Origin of the sequence: Novosphingobium sp. LASN5T (assembly GCF_003856955.1) — a bacterium.
Taxonomy (GTDB): Bacteria; Pseudomonadota; Alphaproteobacteria; order Sphingomonadales; family Sphingomonadaceae; genus Novosphingobium.
In genome coordinates this window covers 18388-39157 of sequence record NZ_RQSI01000007.1, presented here as the reverse complement: position 1 = coordinate 39157, position 20770 = coordinate 18388, and the positions used below count along the sequence as shown (strand labels likewise).

Below are 20770 nucleotides of genomic sequence, written 5' to 3'. Positions count from 1 at the left end.
CCCGTTCATGGCCGCCCTTTCACTGACGGGCCTTTCACTGACTGGGCTTTCGCTGGCTTCAACACCGGTCATGGCCCAGCAGGCCTCGCAGGATCATGCCGCCATCCTGACCGGGGTCGAGGAACAGACGCAGCAGATCACCCGCATGTCGCGTTCGATCTGGGACTATGCGGAAGTCGGCTACCGTGAAACGCGCAGCAGCGCGCTGCTGCAACAGGAACTGCGCAAGGCCGGCTTCACCATCGAGGCTGGCGTGGCGGGCATCCCGACCGCTTTTGTCGCGCGCTATCGCAAGGGTGCAGGACCGGTAATCGGCATTCTCGCCGAGTTCGACGCCCTGCCGGGGCTGGCGCAGGCCGCCAGCGCGGAACATGCGCCAATCGCCGGCAAGGCAGCCGGGCACGGCTGCGGTCATAACCTGTTCGGCGCGGCTTCGGTGGGCGCGGCGCTGGCGCTCAAGGCATGGATGGACAAGAGCGGCACGCAGGGCGAAATCCGGCTTTATGGCACGCCCGCGGAAGAAGGCGGCGGCGGCAAGGTCTACATGGTCCGCGCCGGGCTGTTCGACGGCGTCGATGCGGTCCTGCACTGGCACCCTGCCGATGCCAACAGCGCCGCGCAGGATCTCGCGATGGCGAACATCAGCGGCAAGTTCCGTTTCCGCGGCATTGCCGCCCACGCGGCGAGCAACCCCCATCTCGGCCGTTCCGCGGTTGATGGCGTGGAAGTGATGGACGTGGCCGTCAACGCGATGCGCGAACACGTGCCGGAAACGGTCCGCATCCACAATATCATCACGTCGGGCGGCAGCGCGCCCAATGTCGTGCCAGACTTCGCGGAAAGTTACTACTACGTGCGCGACTGGGACCCGGCGGTAGTGCGCCAGGTGCTGGGCCGGGTCCGCAAGGCCGCCGATGGTGCGGCCATGGCAACCGAGACGCAGGTCGAATTTGAACTCGTCAACGGCGTCTACGGACTGCTGCCCAACGATGCGCTGGGCCGCCTGCTGGATGCTGACCTGCGCGAAGTCGGCCCGCCGCGCTGGGACGCCGCCGACCGCGCCTTCGGCGAACGGCTGGCGACGCAGCTCGCCAAGCCGCGCCCGCTTGAGGAAGGACAGCGCATCCATCCCTATTCCGTGGGCGAGCGCGGCGCGGGTTCTACGGATGTCGGCGATGTAAGCTGGGTCGTGCCCACCGTCGGCCTGCGCGTCGCGACCTATCCACCGGGCACGTCGGCCCATAGCTGGCAGGCCGTGGCGGCGGCGGGATCGCCGTTCGGAGAAAAGGGCGCCATGGTCGCCGCCAAGACGCTGGCCCTGACCGCCGCCGACCTGATGCGCCAGCCCGAGCTGCTCAAGCAGGCGCGCGCGGAATTTGACCAGCGGCGCGGCGCCGGCTTCAAGTATGAATCGCTGGCCGGGGACCGCGCACCGCCACTCGATTACCGCAGCCGGCCGGGAGAATGACGCCCTCAGCCGGCGCCGCCGGATCGTTGCGCGCCCGGAACCCTGGCCCGATTCAGGCCAGACCCCGCACGCAACGATCGACACCGTTGCTGAGGTGCCGGGCCAGCATCTCCTCGTCCTGGAAGAAGATGTGGTTCTTCGCGCCGGACTTGAGCTGCGCGCAGATCAGTTCGTGCGTGAAGCAGTCTTCCATCATCGGATCGCGCAGGCCGATCTTGGAATATTCGCGGGCGAAGAGTTCCCCGGCGGTGCGCACCGGCGGATAGTATCCCTTGATCTCCCACACGCTGCGATCGACCGCGACGGGCCAGATGTTGAACGTGAAGAACAGGCCATTGAGCAGCCCGACGAAGAAGTTCGGGAAGATGTGCCAGAAATCGAACGAGCCCCGGAAGCGATAGCCTTCGCCCGCGTTTTCCACCTTGGTCCCGAAGGCCTGCACCGTGCCCGTGCCGAAACGGCTGGCGAGCAGCGCGGTGGGCGGGGGCGTGAAGGCATCGGGCGGCGGGGAACCGAGCACGCCGTGCAGGCCATGCAGTTCGATGGCGGTATGGCGATACTGGTTGCCATCGATCTTGACCGCGCGGGCCAGCGTCTTTTCGTGCAGGTACGGCAGATGCCAGCCTTCGAGCTGGGCTTCCTGCAAGGTCTTCCAGTTCACCTGCTCGTCGATGCGATAGGAGAATGCAGGCGTATAGCCGTCGAAGTCGAACCGGCCGATCTCGTCCGCCACCGGCCCCAGGTATTCGAGCAGCGTCTGTTCGGGCCGGTCCGCCAGATTGACGAAGATAAAGCCCTTCCAGATGGCGCAATGAACCGGCGTGAGGCCATTTTCCGCCGGGTTCACGCCGGGGAAATTCTCCGCATCGGTGATCTGCACCAGCTTGCCGGTGGTGTCATAGACCCAGCCATGGAAGCGGCACGCCAGATAGCCACGGCACGATCCTTCCGCATCCCACGCCACCGGCGCGCCACGGTGCGAACACATGTTGTGGAACGCACGATATTCGCCATCCTTGCCGCGGATCACCAGCAGCGAGGTGTCGAGAATCTTGAGGTCGGCGACGAAATAGTCCCCCGGATTGGGCGCCTGCTCCACCCGGCCCACGTTGAGCCACTTGCGGCGGAACACCCGCTCGCGCTCGAGGTCGAAGTATTCCTGCGAGGTATAGCGCTCGACCGGGATCGGGCCGCGGCCCTCTTCGGGATAGCGATCCATGAAACGGCACGGTGCGGTGCTCATGCGGCGGCTCCCTTGCCGGCCAGCGGCCAGGCATCATGCGTGGGGACGAAGCGGGAGATCGGGAAGACGTATTTCGGCGTGGGATCGCCGTACATCTCGATCGTGGCGGAACATTCCGCGAGGGCAAGGCACATGTCGAGGAGAGTGCGATCCGCCCCGTCGATTTCCGGCAGAGGCCGCTGCCCGAAATATTCAAACGCGGCCGGGCTGCGCTCCAGCATGATGTCGTAGAACGCCTGGCTCTCTTCGAGCGAGGACGACCAGCGCTTGTTGTTGCGTTCCAGTTCGCTCGGCCTGGCCCATTCCAGGAACGGCAGGAGATCTTCAAACCCGTCCGGCAATTCTCGTTCCACAAAGCCCTCCCTGTCGCACGCCACGGCATGAAAAGACTGCGGGAACGCCGCGCCGGAACGCTATCCCGCCCCTGCAACGGGTGACCGCTGAGTGCGGAATTGCGACGCGATCCGCACCGGCGACGGACAGGCGGCGTGACCCCGTCATTCCGATGGCATATAATACCTGCAAGGTATGGAGTTACGCAGATTCAGTATTGGACGCGGCAAACCGCAGGCATCACCCTTCTGCCGGAATCAGGGGAATTTTGCCGCCGGGCGCCACAGGGAGCGCTTGCGCAAGGCGATACCCGGAGAACCGTTCATGACCCATCGCATCAAGATGATCGTTCCCGTACCGGTGCCCCGGCAAGCCCTTGCCGCATTCGCCGGCCAGATCCCCGCCGGACTGGTCCGGCCGGACATCGCCGTCGAGTTCGCCTGCGCGGCGCGCGGCGGAGGAACGCTCGATTCCCTCTATGAAGGCACGATCGCCGATGCCTTCTGCCTGGAGGCGGGATGCCGCGCGGAAGAGGAGGGCTTCAGCGCGGTCTGCATCAATTCGATGAGCGATTCCGGTGTGGCGGCGCTGCGTTCGCGGCTGTCGATCCCCGTCGTCGGCACAGCACAGGCGACCTATCACCTCGCTTGCCAACTGGGCAAGAAATTCGCGATCCTTTCGATGTGGGACAACTGGCGCTGGCTCTACGACAAGGTCCTGACCGAACAGGGACTGCACCACCGCCTCGCCTCGATCCGGTCGATCGGGGTGCGCCCCGATACCGCCGAACTGCTGGCGGGCAAGGAAGACAGCGTCTTCCCGCTGCTGATGGACGCCGCGCACCGCGCGATAGAGGAAGACGGCGCCGATGTGCTGGTGCTGGGATCGACCACCATGCACCAGTCGCACGCCTATCTGGCGGCGCACCTGCCCGTGCCGGTGCTCAATCCGGGCCTTGTCGCGTTCAAGGCTTGCGAAACTTTGATCGACCTTGGCCTGTCTCATAGTAGAAAGGGCTTTGCGCCGCCGGAGAGGATAATCGACACCGTGTTTGAAGCAGCCTGAATCGGGAGTGGAATCGACCAGCTCAAGCGGAGGTCCAACGATAATGATCCCAGCCATGACTTCTGTCCGCTCGTGGGATGGCAGCGATCTTCCGCTGCCAAGCCTGACGCGTCTGGCCACACGCGACATCAACGAGGTCCACGACCACATGAGCCGCATGTTCTGCCCGCACGACCTGCGGGTGGAAGGCGGCAACCCGCCCATCGCCTTCCGGCACCATCAGGCCTCGCTCAAGTCGGTCACGTTCAACGCCACCGACTATGGCAACCCCTATGGCCGGGTGGTGGTGAACATCCCGCCGATGGACGCGCTCTATCTCGTCCAGTTCTCGCTGCGTGGCGTGGCACAGATCACGCAGGACAACGCGACCATAGAACTGCATCCCGGCCAGATGTGCGTGCTGGGCCCCGACGCCAAGGTCCGGCAGATGTTCGGAGACGGCTACAAGCACTTCACCGTCAAGATGGACAAGAACGGGCTGGAAGCCATTCTGGCGCAGGAACTGGGGTTTCGGCCGGGCGACCTCCATTTCTCGCCGCAACCGGTGCAACTCGAAGGCGCGGCCGCCGCGTTCGCGCAGCTTGTCCGGACCGTCTGCGACAATCTCGACACCGGGCTCGAAACGGGCCTGAGCGGCTTCAACCATGCGCGGGCGAGCGGTGCGGTAGAGGAGACGCTCCAGCGCCTGCTGCTGGCCGCCGTGCCCCACAACCATTCCGACCTGTTCGACGCGCCGGCTTCGTGCCCGGCCCCCTATTACGTGCGCCGGGTCGAGGAGTTCATCCACGAACACGCGCAATCGCCGATCACGCTGGAAGAAATGATCGTCGTTTCGAGCGTCAGCGCGCGGTCGCTCCATGCGGGCTTCCGGCGCTTCCGCAACACCACGCCGATGCTCTATCTCAAGAACCACCGGCTCGATCTGGCGCGGCGGCAATTGCGCGAAGGTGCCGATACCGGCGTTTCGGTGACCGAAGTCGCGCTGGCCTGCGGCTTCACCCACCTGTCGAAATTCGCGCGCGATTACCTCGAACGGTTCGGCGAGCGTCCGTCGATGACACTCAAGCGCATGTCCGGACGCTGATCGCGAAAGCGCCCCCTCAATCAAGCCCGAACTGGGCGGCAGTGAAGACGAAGCGCTCCTCCCCCGGAAAAGCCGCCAGAGCGAGCAGCCGGCCGCCTTCATGGCGCAAGTGCCATGTCCGGCGGATCACCGGTTGCTTGCGCTCAAAAGCAGTCGGATCGAACAGCACCAGATTGCAGCCGCCGCCCGGATCGCGCGCGGAACGGGTACGGATCAGCGCGATCCGGGCCTCGCGCGCCTGCGCGGCAAGGTCCTGGCAGGCCGCATAGTCCCGCGGATCGGTCCAGCGCGCCGTATCACTGTCGAAAGGCGGAAGTGTCAGATCCAGCGCCGCAGCCGTCGCCAGCGCGGCGGTGAAACTGGTATGTTCGCTTGTCGTCGAAGGCGGCGCGAAACCGGGCGACCGCTGGAAGAAACGCAGGCGCCAATAGGCCGTTTCGGCAATGGCCGTGGCCTCGCTCTCGGCCGCGTAGAAGATGCCGGGGCGCTCGTTCGCGCGACGAAAGCGGCTTTCGCTGCGATGGCCATAGCGGAAGGGCGAGGCCAGCAGGTAATGCAGCCCGCGCGTTTCCGGCGGCAGATCGGGCTTGACCGCGTCCGCCAACACTTCGAGCCGCGCCTGATCCGCCAGCCCATCGGCCAGCCGGTTGGTGGAGATGCGGTGCTGGGCTTCCACCACCCGCCAGGCGTCGCCCCGCCACAGGCGGGCTTCAGACGCGAGCGCGGTAGGCGTCCACATAGTCGCACACGGAAATCAGCCCCCGGAAACTGTCGATCAGGTCGAGCGGGCGGGCATTGAGATCGAGATTGGCGGTTTCCAGCCAGCGCCGCGCGGCGGCATCGTCACTGCCGAGCAAGGCATCGAGGCTGCGGAACAGCCGCAGCAGGAACTGGCCCGCCTCATAGGACTTGGAAGCCGGATCGAGCACCGACCGGCCGCTGCGCAGGCGCGAGACGGTGGCGGCGGACACGCCCAGCACGGTGCCCAGCTTGGTGTTGCTGAAATTCCAGAAATCGGCGATCCGCCCCAGTGCCGAGGTCAGGATTTCAGCGTCGCCGCGCGGCTGGCCATCGATCCGGGTCGCCATGACTTCTCCTTTCACATGGATGATATAGGAGAAATTCATTCATTTGAACAGATGCGTCCGCAAAAATTACCGTCAGGCATCGATCACCACGTCATCGCCCGCTACCGAGACGCAATAGGTCCTGACCGCGATCGAGCAGGGCGCACCAATCGCTTCCCCGGTGCGGATGTCGAAACTGCCCATGTGGAACGGGCAGAGGATCTTGCCGCCATCCACTTCGCCTTCGGCCAGCGAGGCATCGCCATGCGTGCACAGATCGTCGGTGGCGAAGAATTCGCCATCGAGGTTGTAAACGGCCAGCGCGCGTCCGTCGTCGAGATCGACGCGGATGACTTCGCCGGCGGGTATGTCACGGGTTGCGCAGAGTCTGATCGTCACAAGGTCACCGGTTTCTTGAATTGCCATGAAGGCACGGCCTCGCCCTGAAGGCGGACGTCGAGCTTCACTCTTGAAAAGCGCCAGCCTTCGGGTGTGAGCACGACGTCGCTGTCATACCAGCCGCCGAACCAGGTGTCGGTCGGGCTGGCGTGCGCCGGATCGCCGCCTGCGGGAGCCATCGTGCACAGCTCCCACAAGTACCAGTGGCAACGCCCGGAGCGCAGGTCCGCCGCCAGTTCGATCAGCGGCGAGACCATGTAGTGGATCGACCACAGCACCCTGTCGGCCGCCAGACCGGCCAGGCCCGCCGCGATTACATCGCGGCCGACGAGATCGGAGAACCCCTCGGCCGACCACACCGCATCGGCGGCGAAGAGCGGCCCGAGAATCGCGGGATCGTTCTTGCGGTCCGCCCCCAGCGCATAACGCGCCACGAGATCCCCGATCTCCGCGCGCGCCTCCAGCCGCGCCAGCCTGTGTTCTCCGGAAGCGCCGGGTTCCGGCATCTCAGGGATGCGCCATCGGCTGCAGACCCTGCCAGGTCGGTTGCGCGCCATGCACCGCCACGAAGCGCGCTTCCTCGAAGGCATAGGGCACGCCGACCGCACCGCCATAGAGTTCCAGGTGCGGCGCGACTTCGGCCAGCGACAGCGCGATGTTGTAGAGCGGCTGCAGCGCCTCGGGCAGGCCACCGAGCGGATACTTGTCGACTTCGGCAAGGATCGCCTCAAGGCGCGGCAGGGTCGCGTCGTAGAACGCCTTGAGCGCCTGCGGCGTTGCGGTGCGACGATGCGTCTGGCGTTCGTCGGCCGTGGGCAGCGCCCATTCGAGCCAGGGCGAAAGGTCTGCGAAATCCGCAGGCAGCGAAAGCTGGGTCATGATCTGCGTCCTGTTCAGGCGTTGACGTACTGGTCGACGACCGCGGCGCTGTGGCGGATGAGGATTTCATCGTCCTGCAGGTGCTGCTGCGTCTTCGCCCGCGATTCCATCGCCCGCTGGGTGTCTTCCATGGTGGCGGTGTCTTCGAGCCAGGCATTACGCTGGAGCGTCATCGCATGCTCGATCGCCCAGCGTTCCGCATTGGTCCTGGGCGCGCGCACGTAATAGCGGCCTTCCCAGACGGTGCGGTTATGCGCGGTCGGCCAGAACTGGTGGGTAAACCAGATCCCTTCCGACACATGCAGCAGCGTGTTCGGGAAAATGACGCTCAGCTCGAAGGCGAAATCGCCGCGATGATCGGGATTGATCGTCTTCGGCAGCATCGATTCGCCGCGGCGCGAAACAAGGCTCGCACCGGATATCGCGTTGGCCACGGCGGAAACCGGCGTCGGCTTGGCGTCCAGCGTCAGGCACACCGCGCAAGTCCGGTGAGGCCCCATCAGCTTCACGTTCTGCAGGCCGGTGGAAAACACGTTCGGGAACGAGCCCGCGTGGATCGTATCGACGTGATAGGCTTCGGCAAAGGCATCGTGCGCCACCTTCCAGTTGCACGCCAGCTCAGTGCGATAGGTGAAGCCGAAGTCCATCTCGTCGAACGGATAGCCGCGGAAGTGCTCGGCATAGTCGCCCAGGTATTCTTCCAGCGTCTGTTCGGGCTGCGGGGCAACGTTGATGAAGAGGAACCCCTCCCACACCCCCAGCGCGATTTCGGTGAGGCCGTTGTGCGCCTTGTCGAAGCACGAATAGAACCGTTCCTCGCTCGGCACACTCTTGAGCGCGCCGTCCGCGCCATAGACCCAGCCGTGAAAACGGCAGGTAACGACGGCGGCCTTGCTCTTGCCGTAGGTTTCCTCGCCGATCTCGGTCACCACCGTATTGCCGCGATGCGCGCACATGTTGTGAAACGCGCGAACCACGCCGTCCTTGCCCCGGATGATGATCGCCGACGTACCGGCAGCCTCGATCCGCTTGACCTTGTAGTCCCCGGCCTTGGGAATTTCGCTGGCGCGGCCGACGCAGAGCCAGACCTTGCTGAAAATCTTTTCCTTCTCCTGCTCGTACCAGGCGGGGGAGATGTAAGGCTCGGTCGGGATCGGACCGGAGCCGAGTTCGGGGTACTTTTCCAGCCAGCGATGTTGGATGTTCATGGCCATTCTCTCCAATGGATGCGCGTGTCCCGCCTCACTCGACGAAGATGTCGAGCGGCAGGACCGCCGAAACGATAACGTTGGGAACGTCGACAAGCTGGCCGATGCGCAGGTCCACGGCGGCGGCGCAGATCGCATAGGCCTGTTCGCGGGTGTATCCCTTGTTGGTCGCGATCCAGTCGATCATCCGCAGCAGCGCGTCGCGCGCGGCGAGCGAGAGGTCTTCGGACAGGTTGGTCAGCGCGGCAACCTTCGGGCTGTCGAGATAGGCAAGGTGCGGCGGCACTTCGCCCGCCTTCTTGACCGGCATCCCGACGATGGCGTGGAAGCGGCCGGGTTCGGTGTTGCGAAGCTGGCTGCCGCCGGTGACGTGCGGGAACACGATGTCCTTGCCGCCACCCTTGATGACTTCGCATTTCAGCGTCACGCGCGCGGCCATTTCCACGGCCGTGCCGCAGACCTCGCCATCGCCCTGCGCGAAGTGGATGTCGCCGGTCCACAGGCCCGCCCCGTCGACGAGAACCGGGAACAGGATCGTGGTGCCGACCTGCATCGCCTTGATGTCCATGTTGCCGCCGTTCTCGCGCGGGGCCACGGTGCGCAGGCCTTCGGCGGCATAGGGAGCGCCTTCGCCGAACAGCTTTTCCGGCACGGCGCGGCCCGGATCGGGCATCAGCACGAAGCCGCCCGCTGCCGCCAGGGCGCCTTCACGCTCCAGCGCGGCGGCGACTTCGGGCTTGCCGGGCAGCACACCGATCGAACCGGGGAAGGCGCACATCGGAATGCGCACGCCGGGGATCTGCTCGGAAACGGCGCAGAGCCTATCCAGCTTCCAGTTCGCGATGAACGGGCCGGAGATGACATCGCGCAGATAGCCGAAGCCCGGCACAATCGCGGTATAGCCATAGTCCGACGGCGCGATGTCGACGATCGTGACCGCCAGCGCATCGCCCCGTTCCGCGCCCTCGATATGGACCGGGCCGGTCATCGGATGGACACGGTTGAGATCGCAGGCGGCGACCTGTTCAGGCGTGGTGTCGAAATCGAACTGGCTGTCGAACGCGTCACGCGTCTCATAGACGACATAGTCCCCCGGATTGGCGCGGGCGACGGGCTCAAGCGCCCAGTGCAGGCGGTTGAAGCAGTTCGGATCGTCCTTGGCAGTGGCTCCGCTGCGCTTGATTTCGACGGTCTTCGACATGGCGCTCCCTCGTTCTGTCCGGGCATGGCCGGACCGTGGTCTGTGCGGCCATGATGGGGGTGTCCGCCGCTTGCGGGCTATCCCCGTGCCGTGCCGAATAGCCAGCTACCGCATCAAACCACGCCCCGGTCGATCACGGCGAAACCCGCAATTCCTTCATTCCCCGCCACCATTCGATCGCGCTGAGGTGTTTCTTCCAGCGCCCTGAGGCTAGCGCGCCTGCGCCCCGATGATGTTGCATGAAAGGGTCACGAAGACGCTTGCCGGCGTCCCGTGGGCAGGCGGAGCTTCCGGCAATATCGCGTAGAGCTATCCAACAGAGCGCGAAGGCCGGATCGGGGAAATCACATCGGGAGGAATCCAATCATGACACAGCACAACACGCCGGCCAGTCCTGCCGGCCTGACGGCCCATCACACCACGCGAACCTTCCGGCTGCTTGTAGGCGCATCGCTGCTGGGCCTCGCCCTGCCCGCCGTTGCCGCCCACGCCCAGTCCGCATCCGCCGAAACGTCGGCCGGCGCGGCCGAGGAAGCGAACACCGGCGTCGAGACGATTACCGTAACCGCACGCCGGCGCGCGGAATCGCTGCAGGATACGCCGATCTCGATCTCGGCAATGACCGGCGAAGGCATTGCCGCGCGCGGCATCGAGAACGTCACGCAGATCGGCGATTTCACGCCCAACGTGAAGTTCAACAGCTCCGTCCCGGTTTCGGCCAGCAACGCCACGGCCGCCATCTTCATCCGCGGCATCGGCCAGAATGACTACCAGCTTTCCGCCGATCCCGGCGTCGGCCTCTATCTCGATGGCGTCTATATCTCGCGCGGGGTGGGCAACGTGCTCGATGTGCTCAATATCGAGCGCGTCGAAGTGCTGCGCGGTCCGCAGGGCACCTTGTTCGGCCGCAACACCATCGGCGGCGCGGTCAGCGTGGTGACCAAGAAGCCGTCCGAGACGCTGAACGGCAATATCGAAGCCACGACCGGCAGCTTCAACCGCTTCCAGATCAAGGGCAGCATCGACGTTCCTCTGGCGCAGGGGGTCTATTCGAGCTTCGCCGGCTTCTACCACCGCCGCGACGGCTATGTGAAAGGCATCGTTCCCGGCGCGCCGGACCTGGGTGATACCGACAACCTTGCCGGCCGCTTCGCGCTTCGCCTCGAACCGTCCAGCAACGTGACCATCGACCTCGCCGTCGACGGATCGCGCACCCGCGAGAACTCGGCGCCCAACGTCGCGCTCAAGATCAACGAGAACGCACCCGCCGCGCAAGTGTGGAACGCGCTCTATTCCGGCGCGGCGGCGATCTGCACCAATCTTTCCAACCCCGCCCGGCTCAGCGACCAGCGCTGCTTCAACAGCCAGTGGGCGGTCGGCCCCTACCGCCACGGCGGCACCTTCACGTCGATTTCCAGCGTTTTCACCAACGGAAACCCCAGAAAGTACCAATCCGGTTCCGACGTGAACATCTGGGGCGCATCGGGCACAGTAGAGTGGAAAATCTCGCCCGAAATCGCGGTGAAGTCGATCACCGCCTACCGCAAGGTGACGGGCTTCTGGACACGCGATTCCGATCACAGCCCGGCCACGATCGTCGAAACCAACAGCGACTGGAAGCAGGACCAGTTCTCGCAGGAACTTCAGCTTCAGGGCAAGATGCTGAACGGCAAGTTCAACTGGGTGCTGGGCGGCTACTATTCGAGCGAGCACGGCAACCACAGGGACCTCGTCAACATCGTCGATGCCGTGTTCCTGAGCGGCGCGGTGCTTGACGGGGAGAGCCTCGCCTTCTTCGGCCAGGGCACCTACGAGATCGTGCACGATCTGAACCTGACCGCCGGCGTGCGCTGGACGCAGGACAAGAAGACGTTCGGCAACGCCAACCAGTACGTCGTCGAAGCCGGCTTCCTGACCGGCGCGCCCTACAACCCCGACGGGTCCGGGCTCAAGAACGGCGATCCGCTGATGGGGCCGCTCGGCCAGCGCGCGACGATCAAGGACAAGGCGTGGACGCCGATGGTCAGCCTTTCCTATCGCTGGAGCCCGGAGCTGCTGACTTATGCCTCCTACTCCGAAGGGTTCAAGGGTGGCGGCTTTACCCAGCGCGTGTTCCCGCCGTTCGCCTTCATCCCCTCGTTCAAGCCGGAAACCAGCAGGACCTACGAACTGGGCTTCAAGAGCGATCTCGCCGGCCGGCGCCTGCGCCTGAACGGCGCGGTCTTCCTCAACGACTACAACAACCTGCAGATCACCGTGAACGACCCCACGCTGGGCTTCGCGCCGATCATCCAGAACGCCGCCAAGGCCCGCATCAAGGGCTTCGAGCTGGAAATGCTGGCGCGCCCGGTGCCGGCGCTGTCGATCGAGGCGGGCATCGGCTATCTCGACGCCAAGTACCGTCAGGTGGACCTGCGCGCGCTGAGCGCGGGCGTGACGACCGCGACCAGGCTGCAGAACGCGCCCAAGTGGACGCTGAGCGCCGGCGCATCCTATGCGATCGAGGCCGCGGGCATCGGTACCTTCACGCCGCGCATCGACTGGTCCTATCGCTCGACGGTCTACAACGACGCGGTCAACACGCCGGAACTGGTCCAGCCGGGCTATCACCTCGTCAACGCCTCGATCGGCTTCAGTGACGAGGACAAGCGCTGGGGCGTGACGCTGGGCGTCAAGAACCTGACCAAGGCGCTCTACCTCGGCTCCGGCTATGCGGACTCGTTCGGCGGTATCATCGAGGGCGTCTACGGCCGTCCGCGCGAATGGTACCTCAGCGCGCGCACGTCGTTCTGATCCCGTGGCGGAAGCGGCCCGGCGCAATCCCGTCCGCTTCCGCCACCCCGGCTCGTTCATCAAAGGCCTGGCATCATGACCGAACCATCGTCGCTTGAGGACCGGATCGCCCGGCTCGAAGCGCTGCGCGCGATAGATGACCTGATTGTTGCGCTGGGCCGGGCGTTCGATGGCGGCCCTTCCGCCGATGCGCTGCGTCCGCTGTTCACCGTAGATGCCACCTTCCGCATCGACCGCTACGGCGATCTGCAGGGCCGCGATGCCATTGCCGATGGCGTGGCCGGCAATGCCGATGCGGGTTTCCGCTGGACGCTGCACTACCTCGTCTCTCCCAAGGTGGAACTGGCCGCCGACCGCACGGTGGCCGACGTGGAATTCTATCTCTGGGAGGTCGCAACCGCGGCCAGCGGACGCGCCTACTGGATCGGCGGCCGTTATCTCGCCACCACGCGGTCCGATCGGGGCCAATGGCGCTTCAGCTATCTCGAACTGATCGCCGATCTCATTTCCCACTATCCCGCGGGCTGGTCGCCAAAGCCCGGGGCACTCGCCGACGCCTGAAACCGACCACAGAGAGGACACCTCGACGATGACTGACCCCGCCAGCACCACGCTGAAGCCGGGCGCGGAGACGTTCGCCCACCTCGGCCGCAGCGTGGCTGCGATCCGCGCCGAACTCGGCACCGAACCCGTATCGGTGGACGCCATCCGCGATCCGGCGATCTACGAACTGGAGCGGGAGAAGATCTTCCGCCGCACCTGGCTGAAGGTGGCAACCACGTCGGAGCTGCCCGCCATCGGTGACTACAAGGTCAAGGACCTGCCGGTCATCGACGCCTCGGTGCTGATCGTGCGCGGCAAGGACGGCGTGGTCCGCGCGTTCCACAACGTCTGCACCCATCGCGGCAACAAGGTGGTGCCGACCTCGGACGCCGAAACCTTCGGCCGCGCGCGCGCCGGCGTCGTCACCTGCCGGTTCCACGGCTGGGTCTTCGGCACCGACGGCCCGCTGCGCTCGGTGCCGCTGGAGGACCATTTCGGCACGCTCGACAAGGCCTGCCTCGGCCTGCGCGAGATCGCCTGCGATACCTGGGAAGGCTTCGTGTTCATCAACATGGCCGATCCGCCCGAACAGACGCTGGCGGAATATCTCGGCGATTTCGGCACGCTGTTCGGCGGCTATCCCTATGCCGAAGCGACGACGGCCTATCGCTATTCCACCGTGCTCGAATGCAACTGGAAAGTCGCGCTCTATGCCTTTTCCGAAGGCTATCACGTTCCCACGATCCATGCCGGATCGCTGCCGGGCTTTCGCGGGATCGAACATTCCGATTTCAAGCTGATCGGCCCGCACGCCTCGTCCACGATCTACGGCCTTGGCATGGAAGCCGCCGCTTCCACCGCCGAATGCGCGCGCGTGCTCCACGGTAGCGCGGCCCATGCCCCGCATCCCGAGCAGGTTCCGCCCGGGATCAACCCGACGCGGCGCGCGGATTTCCAGTTCGAGCTGCCGAACGTCTTTCCCAACCTGCTGATCCATCTCGCCGCCGGCTGCGGCTATCCGGGCATGGCCTTCTTCACCCACCAGTTCTGGCCGCTCGACCACGGGCGGACCCTGTGGGAGGGCATCAACTACTTCCGCCCGGCGCGCAACGCGGCCGAACGGGTGGCGCAACTGCATGTGAACGCGCTGCATCGCAACGCCTGGCTGGAAGACACGGCAACGATGGAAGACACCTTCACCGGCATCCGTTCGGGCGCAATCGATACCATGCAGCTCATGGATCAGGAGTTCCTGATCCGGCACGCGGCGCGCACGCTGGACCGCTATCTCGCCGCCTGAACGGAAAGGATCCTCCGATGACCGATACCATCACCCTGCCCGCCGGCTTCGAAGACCTGACCGAGCTTGCGGCACACTGGGCACGCGCCACGGAAAATGCGCGGAGCGCCATCCGCTGGGCCGCTTCGGCGCAGGATTTCGCGGCGTTCTACACCGCCTTCATGCCACGCCTGCGCGCCGCGCTTGATCTGCTCGAACAGGTCCCGCTCGACGCGATGGACGAAGCACAGACCAACCTGTTCGAACTGGCCTGCGCCTTTGCCGAGGCCGCGCCCCACCACGAGCTTTATGGTGGCAGCGCGGACGTGCCGCACAGCTTTTCCGCACGCCGGTTCGTCCCCGGCCACGGCGACACGGCTTCGCGGCTGTAGGCGGCTCAGCCGGGCGCGAAGACCTGCTCCAGCAGGCCGGCCGCGCCCGGCGCCACGCATTGCGCCACGTTGAAGCGCATGAAATCGGGCGCGGTCCGCGTCAGGCTGAAAACATCGCCGGGGGCCAGAACTACCCCCTGCGCCAGCGCGGCGCGCGCGCATTCGGCGGCGTCCATCCCGCCAGGCAATTGGCACCACAGGAACATGCCCGCGCGCGGTTCGATCCACGGCACGATGCCCAGCGCGCCCAGCCGTTCGATCGTGGCGCGCCGGGCCTTGCGTAGCCGGGCGCGCAGCGTCTGCACATGGCGGCGGTAACTGCCGTCCTGGATCACGCGCAACACCAGTTCGCTCGACAACCGCCCCGCCCCGAAGGCCGTCGCGATCGACAGGTCCACCAGCCGGTCCATCCAGTCGGCGCGGATCGCGACGTAGCCGCAGCGCACCGCCGCCGACAGCGTCTTGGAAAAGCTGCCGATCTGGATCACCCGCTCCAGCCCGTCGAGCGCGGCCAGGCGCGGAGCGGGTTCCTCGTCGAAATCGGCGAAGATGTCGTCCTCGATGATGGTCAGGTCGTGGGCGTCCGCCAGCCGCAGCAACCGGTGCGCGGTGGTCAGCGAAAGGGTGGCCCCGGTGGGATTGTGGACGCCCGAATTGGTGATGTAGAGCCGCGGACGGTGCGTGACGAGCGCGTGTTCGAACGCGGCAAGGTCCGGCCCTTCCGCCGTCATCGGCACGCTGACCACGGTGACGCGGTGCGCGCGCAGCAGCGCGAGGAAATTGAAGTAGCAGGGATCGTCCACCAGCACGACATCGCCGGGCGCGATCAGCAGCCGGCAGAGAAGATCGATCGCCTGCGTGCCGCTTTCGGTCAGCATGATCTGGCCGGGGCCGCAATGCACCCCGCGTTCGCCGAGGCGCCGGGCGAGGATCTGCCGCAGCGCGGGAAGGCCCAGCGGCGTGCCGTAGTCGGCCAGGGCGCCACCACCGTCACGCGCCAGCGAACGCAGCGCCCGGCGCACCTCCTCCTCCGGCAGCCATGCGGGCGGCAGCCAGCCGCAGCCGGGCTTGGGCAGTTCGCCGGGGCTTTCGAGCGACTGGCGCGAGACCCACAGCGGATCGATCGCCCGGTCCAACCGGGGCGCGATGTCGGCCAGCGACAGCGGCTCGCCCTGCCGCGCGACATAGAACCCCGATCCGCGCCGCGCCGAAACGGTGCCTTCGCTCGCCAGCCGGTCATAGGCTTCAACGACGGTCGACTTGGACACGCCCGCCGCTTCCGCCGCGCTACGGATCGAAGGCAGCTTCGCCCCGGGCGGCAGCGCACGCGAGGCGATCTGGCGGCGCACCTGCCCCATGACCTGTTCGACGAGCGTGCCTTGCGATGAGGCCATGATCCGAAACCTTATTGCCGATTGAACCAGTACAGTTTGTTTCAACCTTACTGGATTGTCCCTGTCGCCCATCGCCGCTTCCGAGGCAAGGAGGTTGCCGGAGGACTTATGGAGAAATCGCTCGAAGGATGGTTCAGCGGCCTGATCGGCGTGGTGATCTTCAGCGGATCGCTGCCGGCGACACGCGCGGCGGTGATCGCTCTCGATCCGCTGTTCCTGACGCTCGCCCGCGCCGCCATCGCCGGGCTGATCGCGCTGGCGCTGCTGGTCGTCCTGCGCCAGCCCCGCCCGGAACGGCGCGATCTGGTGCCGCTCGTTGTCGTGGCGCTGGGCGTGGTCGTGGGTTTTCCCCTGCTTACCGCCGTGGAGCTGCGCCACATGAACGCGTCCGCATCGATCATCTTCACCGGCCTGCTGCCGCTGTCGACCGCGACGTTCGCGGTGCTGCGGGCGCGCGAACGGCCGGACCGGCGGTTCTGGCTGTTCGCCGCGCTCGGCGCGATGTGCGTGGGGAGCTACGCCTGGTCGCCGTCGCTGCGCGCCGACCCCACCGGGATTGCGTTGATGATCGCGGCGGTAATCGTCTGCGGGCTGGGCTATGCCGAAGGTGCCGTGCTCTCGCGCCGGCTGGGCGGCTGGCAAGTGATCTGCTGGGCGCTCGCGCTGACGCTGCCGGTCTCGCTCGGCGCGCTAGGGCTGGCCACGGCGCCGGTGTGGAGCGCGGTCGGTGCGCCGGCCTGGCTCGGCCTTGGCTATGTCTCGCTCGGCAGCATGTTGATCGGCTTCATGTTCTGGTATCGCGGCCTTGCGCTGGGCGGGATCGCGGCCGTGGGGCAACTCCAGCTCGTCCAGCCGCTGCTGGCGCTTGGCCTGGCCGCGCTGCTGCTGCACGAGCCGGTCGGCATGGACATGGTTGTGGTACTCGTTCTGGTGATCGGCTGCGTGGCCGGCGCCCGTCATTTCTCGCTGCGAAAGGCTTGATGCATGACCCGCTATTCCTTCCAGATCGTCGACGTCTTCGGCACCGGCGCGTTCAGCGGCAATCCGCTGGCGGTCGTCACCACGCCCGAGGAAATGGATCCTGACACGATGCTGCGCATCACGCGCTGGCTGAACTTCTCGGAAACGACCTTCCTGCTGCCACCGACCGACACGGGCGCGGACTATCGCGTGCGCATCTTTACCCCGGCGCGCGAACTGCCATTCGCCGGGCATCCCACGCTCGGCACCTGCCACGCCTGGCTGGCGGCGGGAGGAACGCCGCGCGAGGCCAACGAGGTCGTGCAGCAATGCGGCGCGGGGCTGGTGCGCGTGCGCCGCGCCGGGTCCGCGCTGGCCTTCGCCGCCCCGCCGACGATCCGGTCCGGCGCGGTCGAGGAGGACAAGCTCGACGAGATCGCCGCCGTGCTGCGCATTCCGCGCGACGCGATCGTCGCGTCGCGCTGGGTGGACAACGGCCCGGGCTGGGTCGCCGTGCGGCTGGCCTCGGCGGAAGCGGTGCTGGCGCTCGATCCGGTGCGCTGGCACGGGGCGACGATCGACCTCGGCGTGGTCGGGTCCTATCCCGCGGGTCATCCCGCCGCTTACGAGATCCGCGCGTTCTTCAGCGATCCGTTCGGCGGCCTGATCGAAGACCCGGTATGCGGCAGCCTCAACGCTTCGGTCGCGCAATGGCTGATCGGCGAAGGGCAGGTCAAGGCGCCCTACCACGTTACGCAAGGCGCGTGCCTGGGCCGGGACGGGCGGATCACGGTCGAGGCCGATAGCGAAGGCCAGGTCTGGATCGGCGGCCATACCGCAAGCCTGTTTGCCGGGACGGCGGACATCTGAACAACGCTTGGCTAATTTCCTACCAGGTAGTACCACCATGGCATCACAGCCTGGTGGTACACCCCGCATATGCAGCTTTCCCCGACTGACGGACATTTCGGCAGACTGGTGGAGCGTATCGTTGCCGGCGGGCCGGTCGTGGCGCTGTGCGCCCCTCCGGGCTTCTACAAGGGCCGGCTGGCGCAGGCGGCGGCGCGGCGCCTGCACGGCGCGGGCACGGACGGGATCGCGGTGTTCGGCCTGTGGGAACATGGCCGCGATCCGCAGGCGGCGGCCGAAGGGTTGCTGGCCGGAACGGCGCCGGTCACCGTGATCGAGGAAGCCGGCGCGGCCGACGGCAGGTTGCTGGCGCAAGTGCTGGACCGGATCGACCTTGAACGCGCCGACCGCCGGGTGATCTTCACGATCCACCAGCCCGGCGATCTGCCGCTGGCGCGCATGGCCCTGCGGACGCCGATCGACGTGCTGGACGCCGATGCCTTGCGCCTGCGCCCGCAGGATATCGCCAGCACACTGAAAGGCTCGCTGCGCCCGGCGATCCGCGCCCGCATCCAGGCCCTGGCCGGCGCCTGGCCGGTGGCGCTGGACGTGCTGACCCGCTGGGCCGCCTCTGCGCGCGAGGTGTCTGCAAGCTGGAGCGATCTCGACATCGTGCGCGAAAGTGGACTCGGCACGTTCATCGCGCAGGAAGTGCTGGCGTCGCTCACACCGGCCGAATGCGCCGCGCTGACGCACGCCAGCTGGCTGGACGCGCCCGATCTGGCGACTTTGCGAGCGATCGACAGCCAGCGGCGGGAAGACACGGTCGTCGCCGATCTCGCCTATCGCCTGAAAGGGCTGGTCGACCGGCAGGGCCAGCGCATCCATCTCCATCCCGCCTTGCGCGTCCTGCTGCGCGACGGACCACAGACCGCAGGCGCGGGGGAGGACCGCGAGAGCCTTCTGCTGGCCATGGCCGACCACTATTCCGGCACGGGCCAGCTTGCCGAAGCTGCCACGCTGGCCCGGATGGCAGGCAATTCCGGCCGTATCCGCGAATATGCCGATGCGCATGGCGCGCTGCGCATCTGGATCGTCCACGGCTTTCCCGTTCTGCGCGAACTCGTCGAGAAATCCAGCGTGGAGGACGTGGCTGCCTCGCTCGTGCTGCGGATGATGGACTGCATCGTCCACCTCAAGGGCGGCCGCATCCGCGTGGCGCAGCACCTGTACGAAACGCTGGCGGCGGAAATGGCGCAGGCCGGGATCGGCCCGCCCGATCCGCTGGCGCGCGATCTGGAAATCGTGCGCGTAACGCTGCTGGTCTATGGCTGCTCGCTGGAACGGACGAACGACCTTGAACTGCTGCGCGGCCTGACCGCCGAGCAGGCCGAAGACGCCGCCCTGCGCAGTTTCCTCTCGACGCTTTCGTGCATCCTCAATTCGCAGCGCGCCCGGTTCGATGTGGCGAGGGCCAGCCTGATCGACGCGCGCGCACAGGCCAAACTGGCCGCTTCGCATTACAACGTCATGTTTCTGTTCATGCACGAAGCCGCGATCCACCTGGCCGAAGCAAGGCTCAAGCAGGCGCGTACCTGCATGTCGGAGGCGCGCCGTCACTGGCAGCAGGGCTTCGCGCATGATGTGGGCGTGGAAACGGTGATCGCCGCGCTCACCGGATCGATCGAGTACGAAGCCGGCCAATTGACGAGCGCGCGCAATTCGGTCCGCAAGTCCGCGCACAGGATGCCCGACGCCGAAGCCTGGTTCGACATCTACTTCCTGGCCTATGAAACGATGGTGCGGCTCAACCGCATCGACCATGGCCTCGGGACCACCCTGCGCGCCATCGAGGACGAAGTCGGCAAGCTGCGCGCGCAAGGCCTGCCGCGCGTGGCCGATCTGGTGACGGGGATTGGCCTGTGCATCGTCGGCGAGGAAGCGATGCAGGGCAACGAAAGTCCCGTTCCCCCGGGCTGGATCGCGCCGGAGCCCGGGCCGACGGCCAGCTGGCAGGAGCACGAGGTGTATACGCTGGCCCGCTTCTATGAACTGCGCGCCGATGGTGCGCGCGACCTGGCCGACGCGCTTCTCGAAACCGCGCTGGAGCGTGCGGCCGCGCGCGGGCTCGAACGATCGCGGCTGCGCTTCCTGCTCGCCCGCTTCAGCGCCGCCTGCATCGATGGCGAGGACGACCGCGCGCGCGATCTGCTGGGCGCGGCCATCGCGATCGGCGCGCGCACCGGGACCAGGCAGATATTCCGCGACATGGCAGGCCCTCTCCTCGCCACTCCGCTGGCGCGCTTGCGCGAGGAGGCCCGCCTCGACGAGGTCGGACTCGCGTTTGCGGAAACGCTTGGCAACCGGCTGCGCGACCGGGGCGGTGCCGGCGCGAGCGCCCTGTCCGAGCGCGAGCGCGAAGTGTTGCGGCTGCTGGAAGGCGGCGGTTCGGACAAGCGGATCGCACGCCAGCTGGCCATTTCCGAACACGGTGTCCGCTATCACCTCAAAAGCATCTACAAGAAGCTGGGCGTCCACGACCGGGTCTCGGCGATTGCCGCTGGCAGGCGGTTCGCATCCGCCTGACTACTAATCCGAGTAGTGCCGTAATCC

General features: G+C 66.4%; 20 protein-coding genes. 10 read left to right on the top strand and 10 right to left on the bottom strand.

Annotated features, from left to right (window positions below):
• Positions 1 to 7: 7 nt before the first annotated feature.
• Positions 8 to 1468 carry an amidohydrolase gene (locus EH199_RS06870; protein ID WP_124808617.1) on the top strand — a complete coding sequence of 487 codons (1461 nt, stop codon included), beginning with the start codon at positions 8 to 10 and terminating at the stop codon, positions 1466 to 1468.
• A gap of 52 nt (positions 1469 to 1520) precedes the next feature.
• Here EH199_RS06870 and EH199_RS06865 read toward each other — a convergent pair whose 3' ends face one another.
• Together EH199_RS06865 and EH199_RS06860 are read right to left on the bottom strand one after the other, a co-directional pair.
• The gene (locus tag EH199_RS06865; protein ID WP_124808543.1) at positions 1521 to 2711 is read right to left on the bottom strand and encodes an SRPBCC family protein; all 1191 of its coding nucleotides are present in this window, start codon (positions 2709 to 2711) and stop codon (positions 1521 to 1523) included.
• On the bottom strand, positions 2708 to 3064 hold the full coding sequence (locus EH199_RS06860; RefSeq protein WP_124808542.1) for a hypothetical protein: 357 nt from the start codon (positions 3062 to 3064) through the stop codon (positions 2708 to 2710). The genes EH199_RS06865 and EH199_RS06860 overlap by 4 nt, the downstream gene beginning before the upstream one ends.
• A 304-nt stretch (positions 3065 to 3368) precedes the next feature.
• Here EH199_RS06860 and EH199_RS06855 point away from each other — a divergent pair, with 304 nt between their 5' ends.
• Entirely contained in the window at positions 3369 to 4109 is a 741-nt protein-coding gene (locus tag EH199_RS06855; RefSeq protein ID WP_124808541.1) for an aspartate/glutamate racemase family protein, read from the top strand.
• A gap of 55 nt (positions 4110 to 4164) precedes the next feature.
• A complete protein-coding gene (locus EH199_RS06850; RefSeq protein WP_223806514.1) occupies positions 4165 to 5193 on the top strand; it encodes an AraC family transcriptional regulator in 1029 nt (342 codons plus the stop codon).
• A gap of 16 nt (positions 5194 to 5209) precedes the next feature.
• Here the strand turns inward: EH199_RS06850 and EH199_RS06845 are convergent, their stop codons facing one another.
• From EH199_RS06845 to EH199_RS06815, 7 genes are all read right to left on the bottom strand, one after another.
• Positions 5210 to 5932 carry an RES family NAD+ phosphorylase gene (locus tag EH199_RS06845; protein WP_124808540.1) on the bottom strand — a complete coding sequence of 241 codons (723 nt, stop codon included), beginning with the start codon at positions 5930 to 5932 and terminating at the stop codon, positions 5210 to 5212.
• Complete coding sequence (locus tag EH199_RS06840) at positions 5904 to 6281, bottom strand: antitoxin Xre/MbcA/ParS toxin-binding domain-containing protein (RefSeq protein WP_124808539.1); 378 nt, start codon at positions 6279 to 6281, stop codon at positions 5904 to 5906. Before EH199_RS06840 ends, EH199_RS06845 begins: the two co-directional genes overlap by 29 nt.
• Positions 6282 to 6353: 72 nt before the next feature.
• Positions 6354 to 6686, bottom strand: coding sequence for a non-heme iron oxygenase ferredoxin subunit (locus EH199_RS06835; RefSeq protein WP_190287173.1), 333 nt, complete (start codon positions 6684 to 6686; stop codon positions 6354 to 6356).
• On the bottom strand, positions 6656 to 7165 hold the full coding sequence (locus EH199_RS06830; protein WP_190287172.1) for a nuclear transport factor 2 family protein: 510 nt from the start codon (positions 7163 to 7165) through the stop codon (positions 6656 to 6658). The genes EH199_RS06835 and EH199_RS06830 overlap by 31 nt, the downstream gene beginning before the upstream one ends.
• Position 7166: 1 nt before the next feature.
• Positions 7167 to 7538, bottom strand: a complete 372-nt coding sequence (locus tag EH199_RS06825) for a hypothetical protein (protein ID WP_124808537.1) — start codon at positions 7536 to 7538, stop codon at positions 7167 to 7169.
• A gap of 14 nt (positions 7539 to 7552) precedes the next feature.
• On the bottom strand, positions 7553 to 8746 hold the full coding sequence (locus EH199_RS06820) for an aromatic ring-hydroxylating dioxygenase subunit alpha (protein ID WP_124808536.1): 1194 nt from the start codon (positions 8744 to 8746) through the stop codon (positions 7553 to 7555).
• Positions 8747 to 8780: 34 nt separating this feature from the next.
• On the bottom strand, positions 8781 to 9947 hold the full coding sequence (locus tag EH199_RS06815) for an acetamidase/formamidase family protein (protein WP_124808535.1): 1167 nt from the start codon (positions 9945 to 9947) through the stop codon (positions 8781 to 8783).
• A gap of 366 nt (positions 9948 to 10313) precedes the next feature.
• Between EH199_RS06815 and EH199_RS06810 the strand changes: the two genes are divergently transcribed.
• The 4 genes from EH199_RS06810 to EH199_RS06795 all read left to right on the top strand — a co-directional run bounded on the left by EH199_RS06810 (position 10314) and on the right by EH199_RS06795 (position 14954).
• Positions 10314 to 12740, top strand: coding sequence for a TonB-dependent receptor (locus EH199_RS06810; RefSeq protein ID WP_124808534.1), 2427 nt, complete (start codon positions 10314 to 10316; stop codon positions 12738 to 12740).
• 75 nt (positions 12741 to 12815) lie between these two features.
• The gene (locus EH199_RS06805; RefSeq protein WP_124808533.1) at positions 12816 to 13301 is read left to right on the top strand and encodes a nuclear transport factor 2 family protein; all 486 of its coding nucleotides are present in this window, start codon (positions 12816 to 12818) and stop codon (positions 13299 to 13301) included.
• A gap of 28 nt (positions 13302 to 13329) precedes the next feature.
• Positions 13330 to 14583, top strand: a complete 1254-nt coding sequence (locus tag EH199_RS06800) for an SRPBCC family protein (RefSeq protein ID WP_124808532.1) — start codon at positions 13330 to 13332, stop codon at positions 14581 to 14583.
• Positions 14584 to 14600: 17 nt separating this feature from the next.
• Positions 14601 to 14954, top strand: coding sequence for a hypothetical protein (locus EH199_RS06795; protein ID WP_124808531.1), 354 nt, complete (start codon positions 14601 to 14603; stop codon positions 14952 to 14954).
• A 5-nt stretch (positions 14955 to 14959) separates the two neighbouring features.
• Here EH199_RS06795 and EH199_RS06790 read toward each other — a convergent pair whose 3' ends face one another.
• On the bottom strand, positions 14960 to 16348 hold the full coding sequence (locus EH199_RS06790) for a PLP-dependent aminotransferase family protein (protein ID WP_190287171.1): 1389 nt from the start codon (positions 16346 to 16348) through the stop codon (positions 14960 to 14962).
• A gap of 108 nt (positions 16349 to 16456) precedes the next feature.
• Between EH199_RS06790 and EH199_RS06785 the strand changes: the two genes are divergently transcribed.
• From EH199_RS06785 to EH199_RS06775, 3 genes are all read left to right on the top strand, one after another.
• The gene (locus EH199_RS06785; RefSeq protein WP_124808530.1) at positions 16457 to 17329 is read left to right on the top strand and encodes a DMT family transporter; all 873 of its coding nucleotides are present in this window, start codon (positions 16457 to 16459) and stop codon (positions 17327 to 17329) included.
• Positions 17330 to 17332: 3 nt separating this feature from the next.
• On the top strand, positions 17333 to 18178 hold the full coding sequence (locus tag EH199_RS06780; protein WP_124808529.1) for a PhzF family phenazine biosynthesis protein: 846 nt from the start codon (positions 17333 to 17335) through the stop codon (positions 18176 to 18178).
• A gap of 108 nt (positions 18179 to 18286) precedes the next feature.
• Positions 18287 to 20743: a LuxR C-terminal-related transcriptional regulator gene (locus EH199_RS06775; RefSeq protein WP_190287170.1), complete on the top strand. Its 2457-nt coding sequence runs from the start codon at positions 18287 to 18289 to the stop codon at positions 20741 to 20743.
• Positions 20744 to 20770 lie beyond the last annotated feature (27 nt).

Bases quoted from the DNA above. Each gene is read 5' to 3' on its own strand.
- EH199_RS06790 (WP_190287171.1), bottom strand. From the start codon at position 16,348: ATGGCCTCATCGCAAGGCACGCTCGTCGAACAGGTCATGGGGCAGGTG.
- EH199_RS06820 (WP_124808536.1), bottom strand. From the start codon at position 8,746: ATGAACATCCAACATCGCTGGCTGGAAAAGTACCCCGAACTCGGCTCC.
- EH199_RS06815 (WP_124808535.1), bottom strand. From the start codon at position 9,947: ATGTCGAAGACCGTCGAAATCAAGCGCAGCGGAGCCACTGCCAAGGAC.
- EH199_RS06800 (WP_124808532.1), top strand. From the start codon at position 13,330: ATGACTGACCCCGCCAGCACCACGCTGAAGCCGGGCGCGGAGACGTTC.
- EH199_RS06850 (WP_223806514.1), top strand. From the start codon at position 4,165: ATGACTTCTGTCCGCTCGTGGGATGGCAGCGATCTTCCGCTGCCAAGC.
- EH199_RS06865 (WP_124808543.1), bottom strand. From the start codon at position 2,711: ATGAGCACCGCACCGTGCCGTTTCATGGATCGCTATCCCGAAGAGGGC.
- EH199_RS06840 (WP_124808539.1), bottom strand. From the start codon at position 6,281: ATGGCGACCCGGATCGATGGCCAGCCGCGCGGCGACGCTGAAATCCTG.
- EH199_RS06855 (WP_124808541.1), top strand. From the start codon at position 3,369: ATGACCCATCGCATCAAGATGATCGTTCCCGTACCGGTGCCCCGGCAA.
- EH199_RS06780 (WP_124808529.1), top strand. From the start codon at position 17,333: ATGACCCGCTATTCCTTCCAGATCGTCGACGTCTTCGGCACCGGCGCG.
- EH199_RS06785 (WP_124808530.1), top strand. From the start codon at position 16,457: ATGGAGAAATCGCTCGAAGGATGGTTCAGCGGCCTGATCGGCGTGGTG.
- EH199_RS06835 (WP_190287173.1), bottom strand. From the start codon at position 6,686: ATGGCAATTCAAGAAACCGGTGACCTTGTGACGATCAGACTCTGCGCA.
- EH199_RS06805 (WP_124808533.1), top strand. From the start codon at position 12,816: ATGACCGAACCATCGTCGCTTGAGGACCGGATCGCCCGGCTCGAAGCG.
- EH199_RS06845 (WP_124808540.1), bottom strand. From the start codon at position 5,932: ATGTGGACGCCTACCGCGCTCGCGTCTGAAGCCCGCCTGTGGCGGGGC.
- EH199_RS06825 (WP_124808537.1), bottom strand. From the start codon at position 7,538: ATGACCCAGCTTTCGCTGCCTGCGGATTTCGCAGACCTTTCGCCCTGG.
- EH199_RS06795 (WP_124808531.1), top strand. From the start codon at position 14,601: ATGACCGATACCATCACCCTGCCCGCCGGCTTCGAAGACCTGACCGAG.
- EH199_RS06810 (WP_124808534.1), top strand. From the start codon at position 10,314: ATGACACAGCACAACACGCCGGCCAGTCCTGCCGGCCTGACGGCCCAT.
- EH199_RS06830 (WP_190287172.1), bottom strand. From the start codon at position 7,165: ATGCCGGAACCCGGCGCTTCCGGAGAACACAGGCTGGCGCGGCTGGAG.
- EH199_RS06870 (WP_124808617.1), top strand. From the start codon at position 8: ATGGCCGCCCTTTCACTGACGGGCCTTTCACTGACTGGGCTTTCGCTG.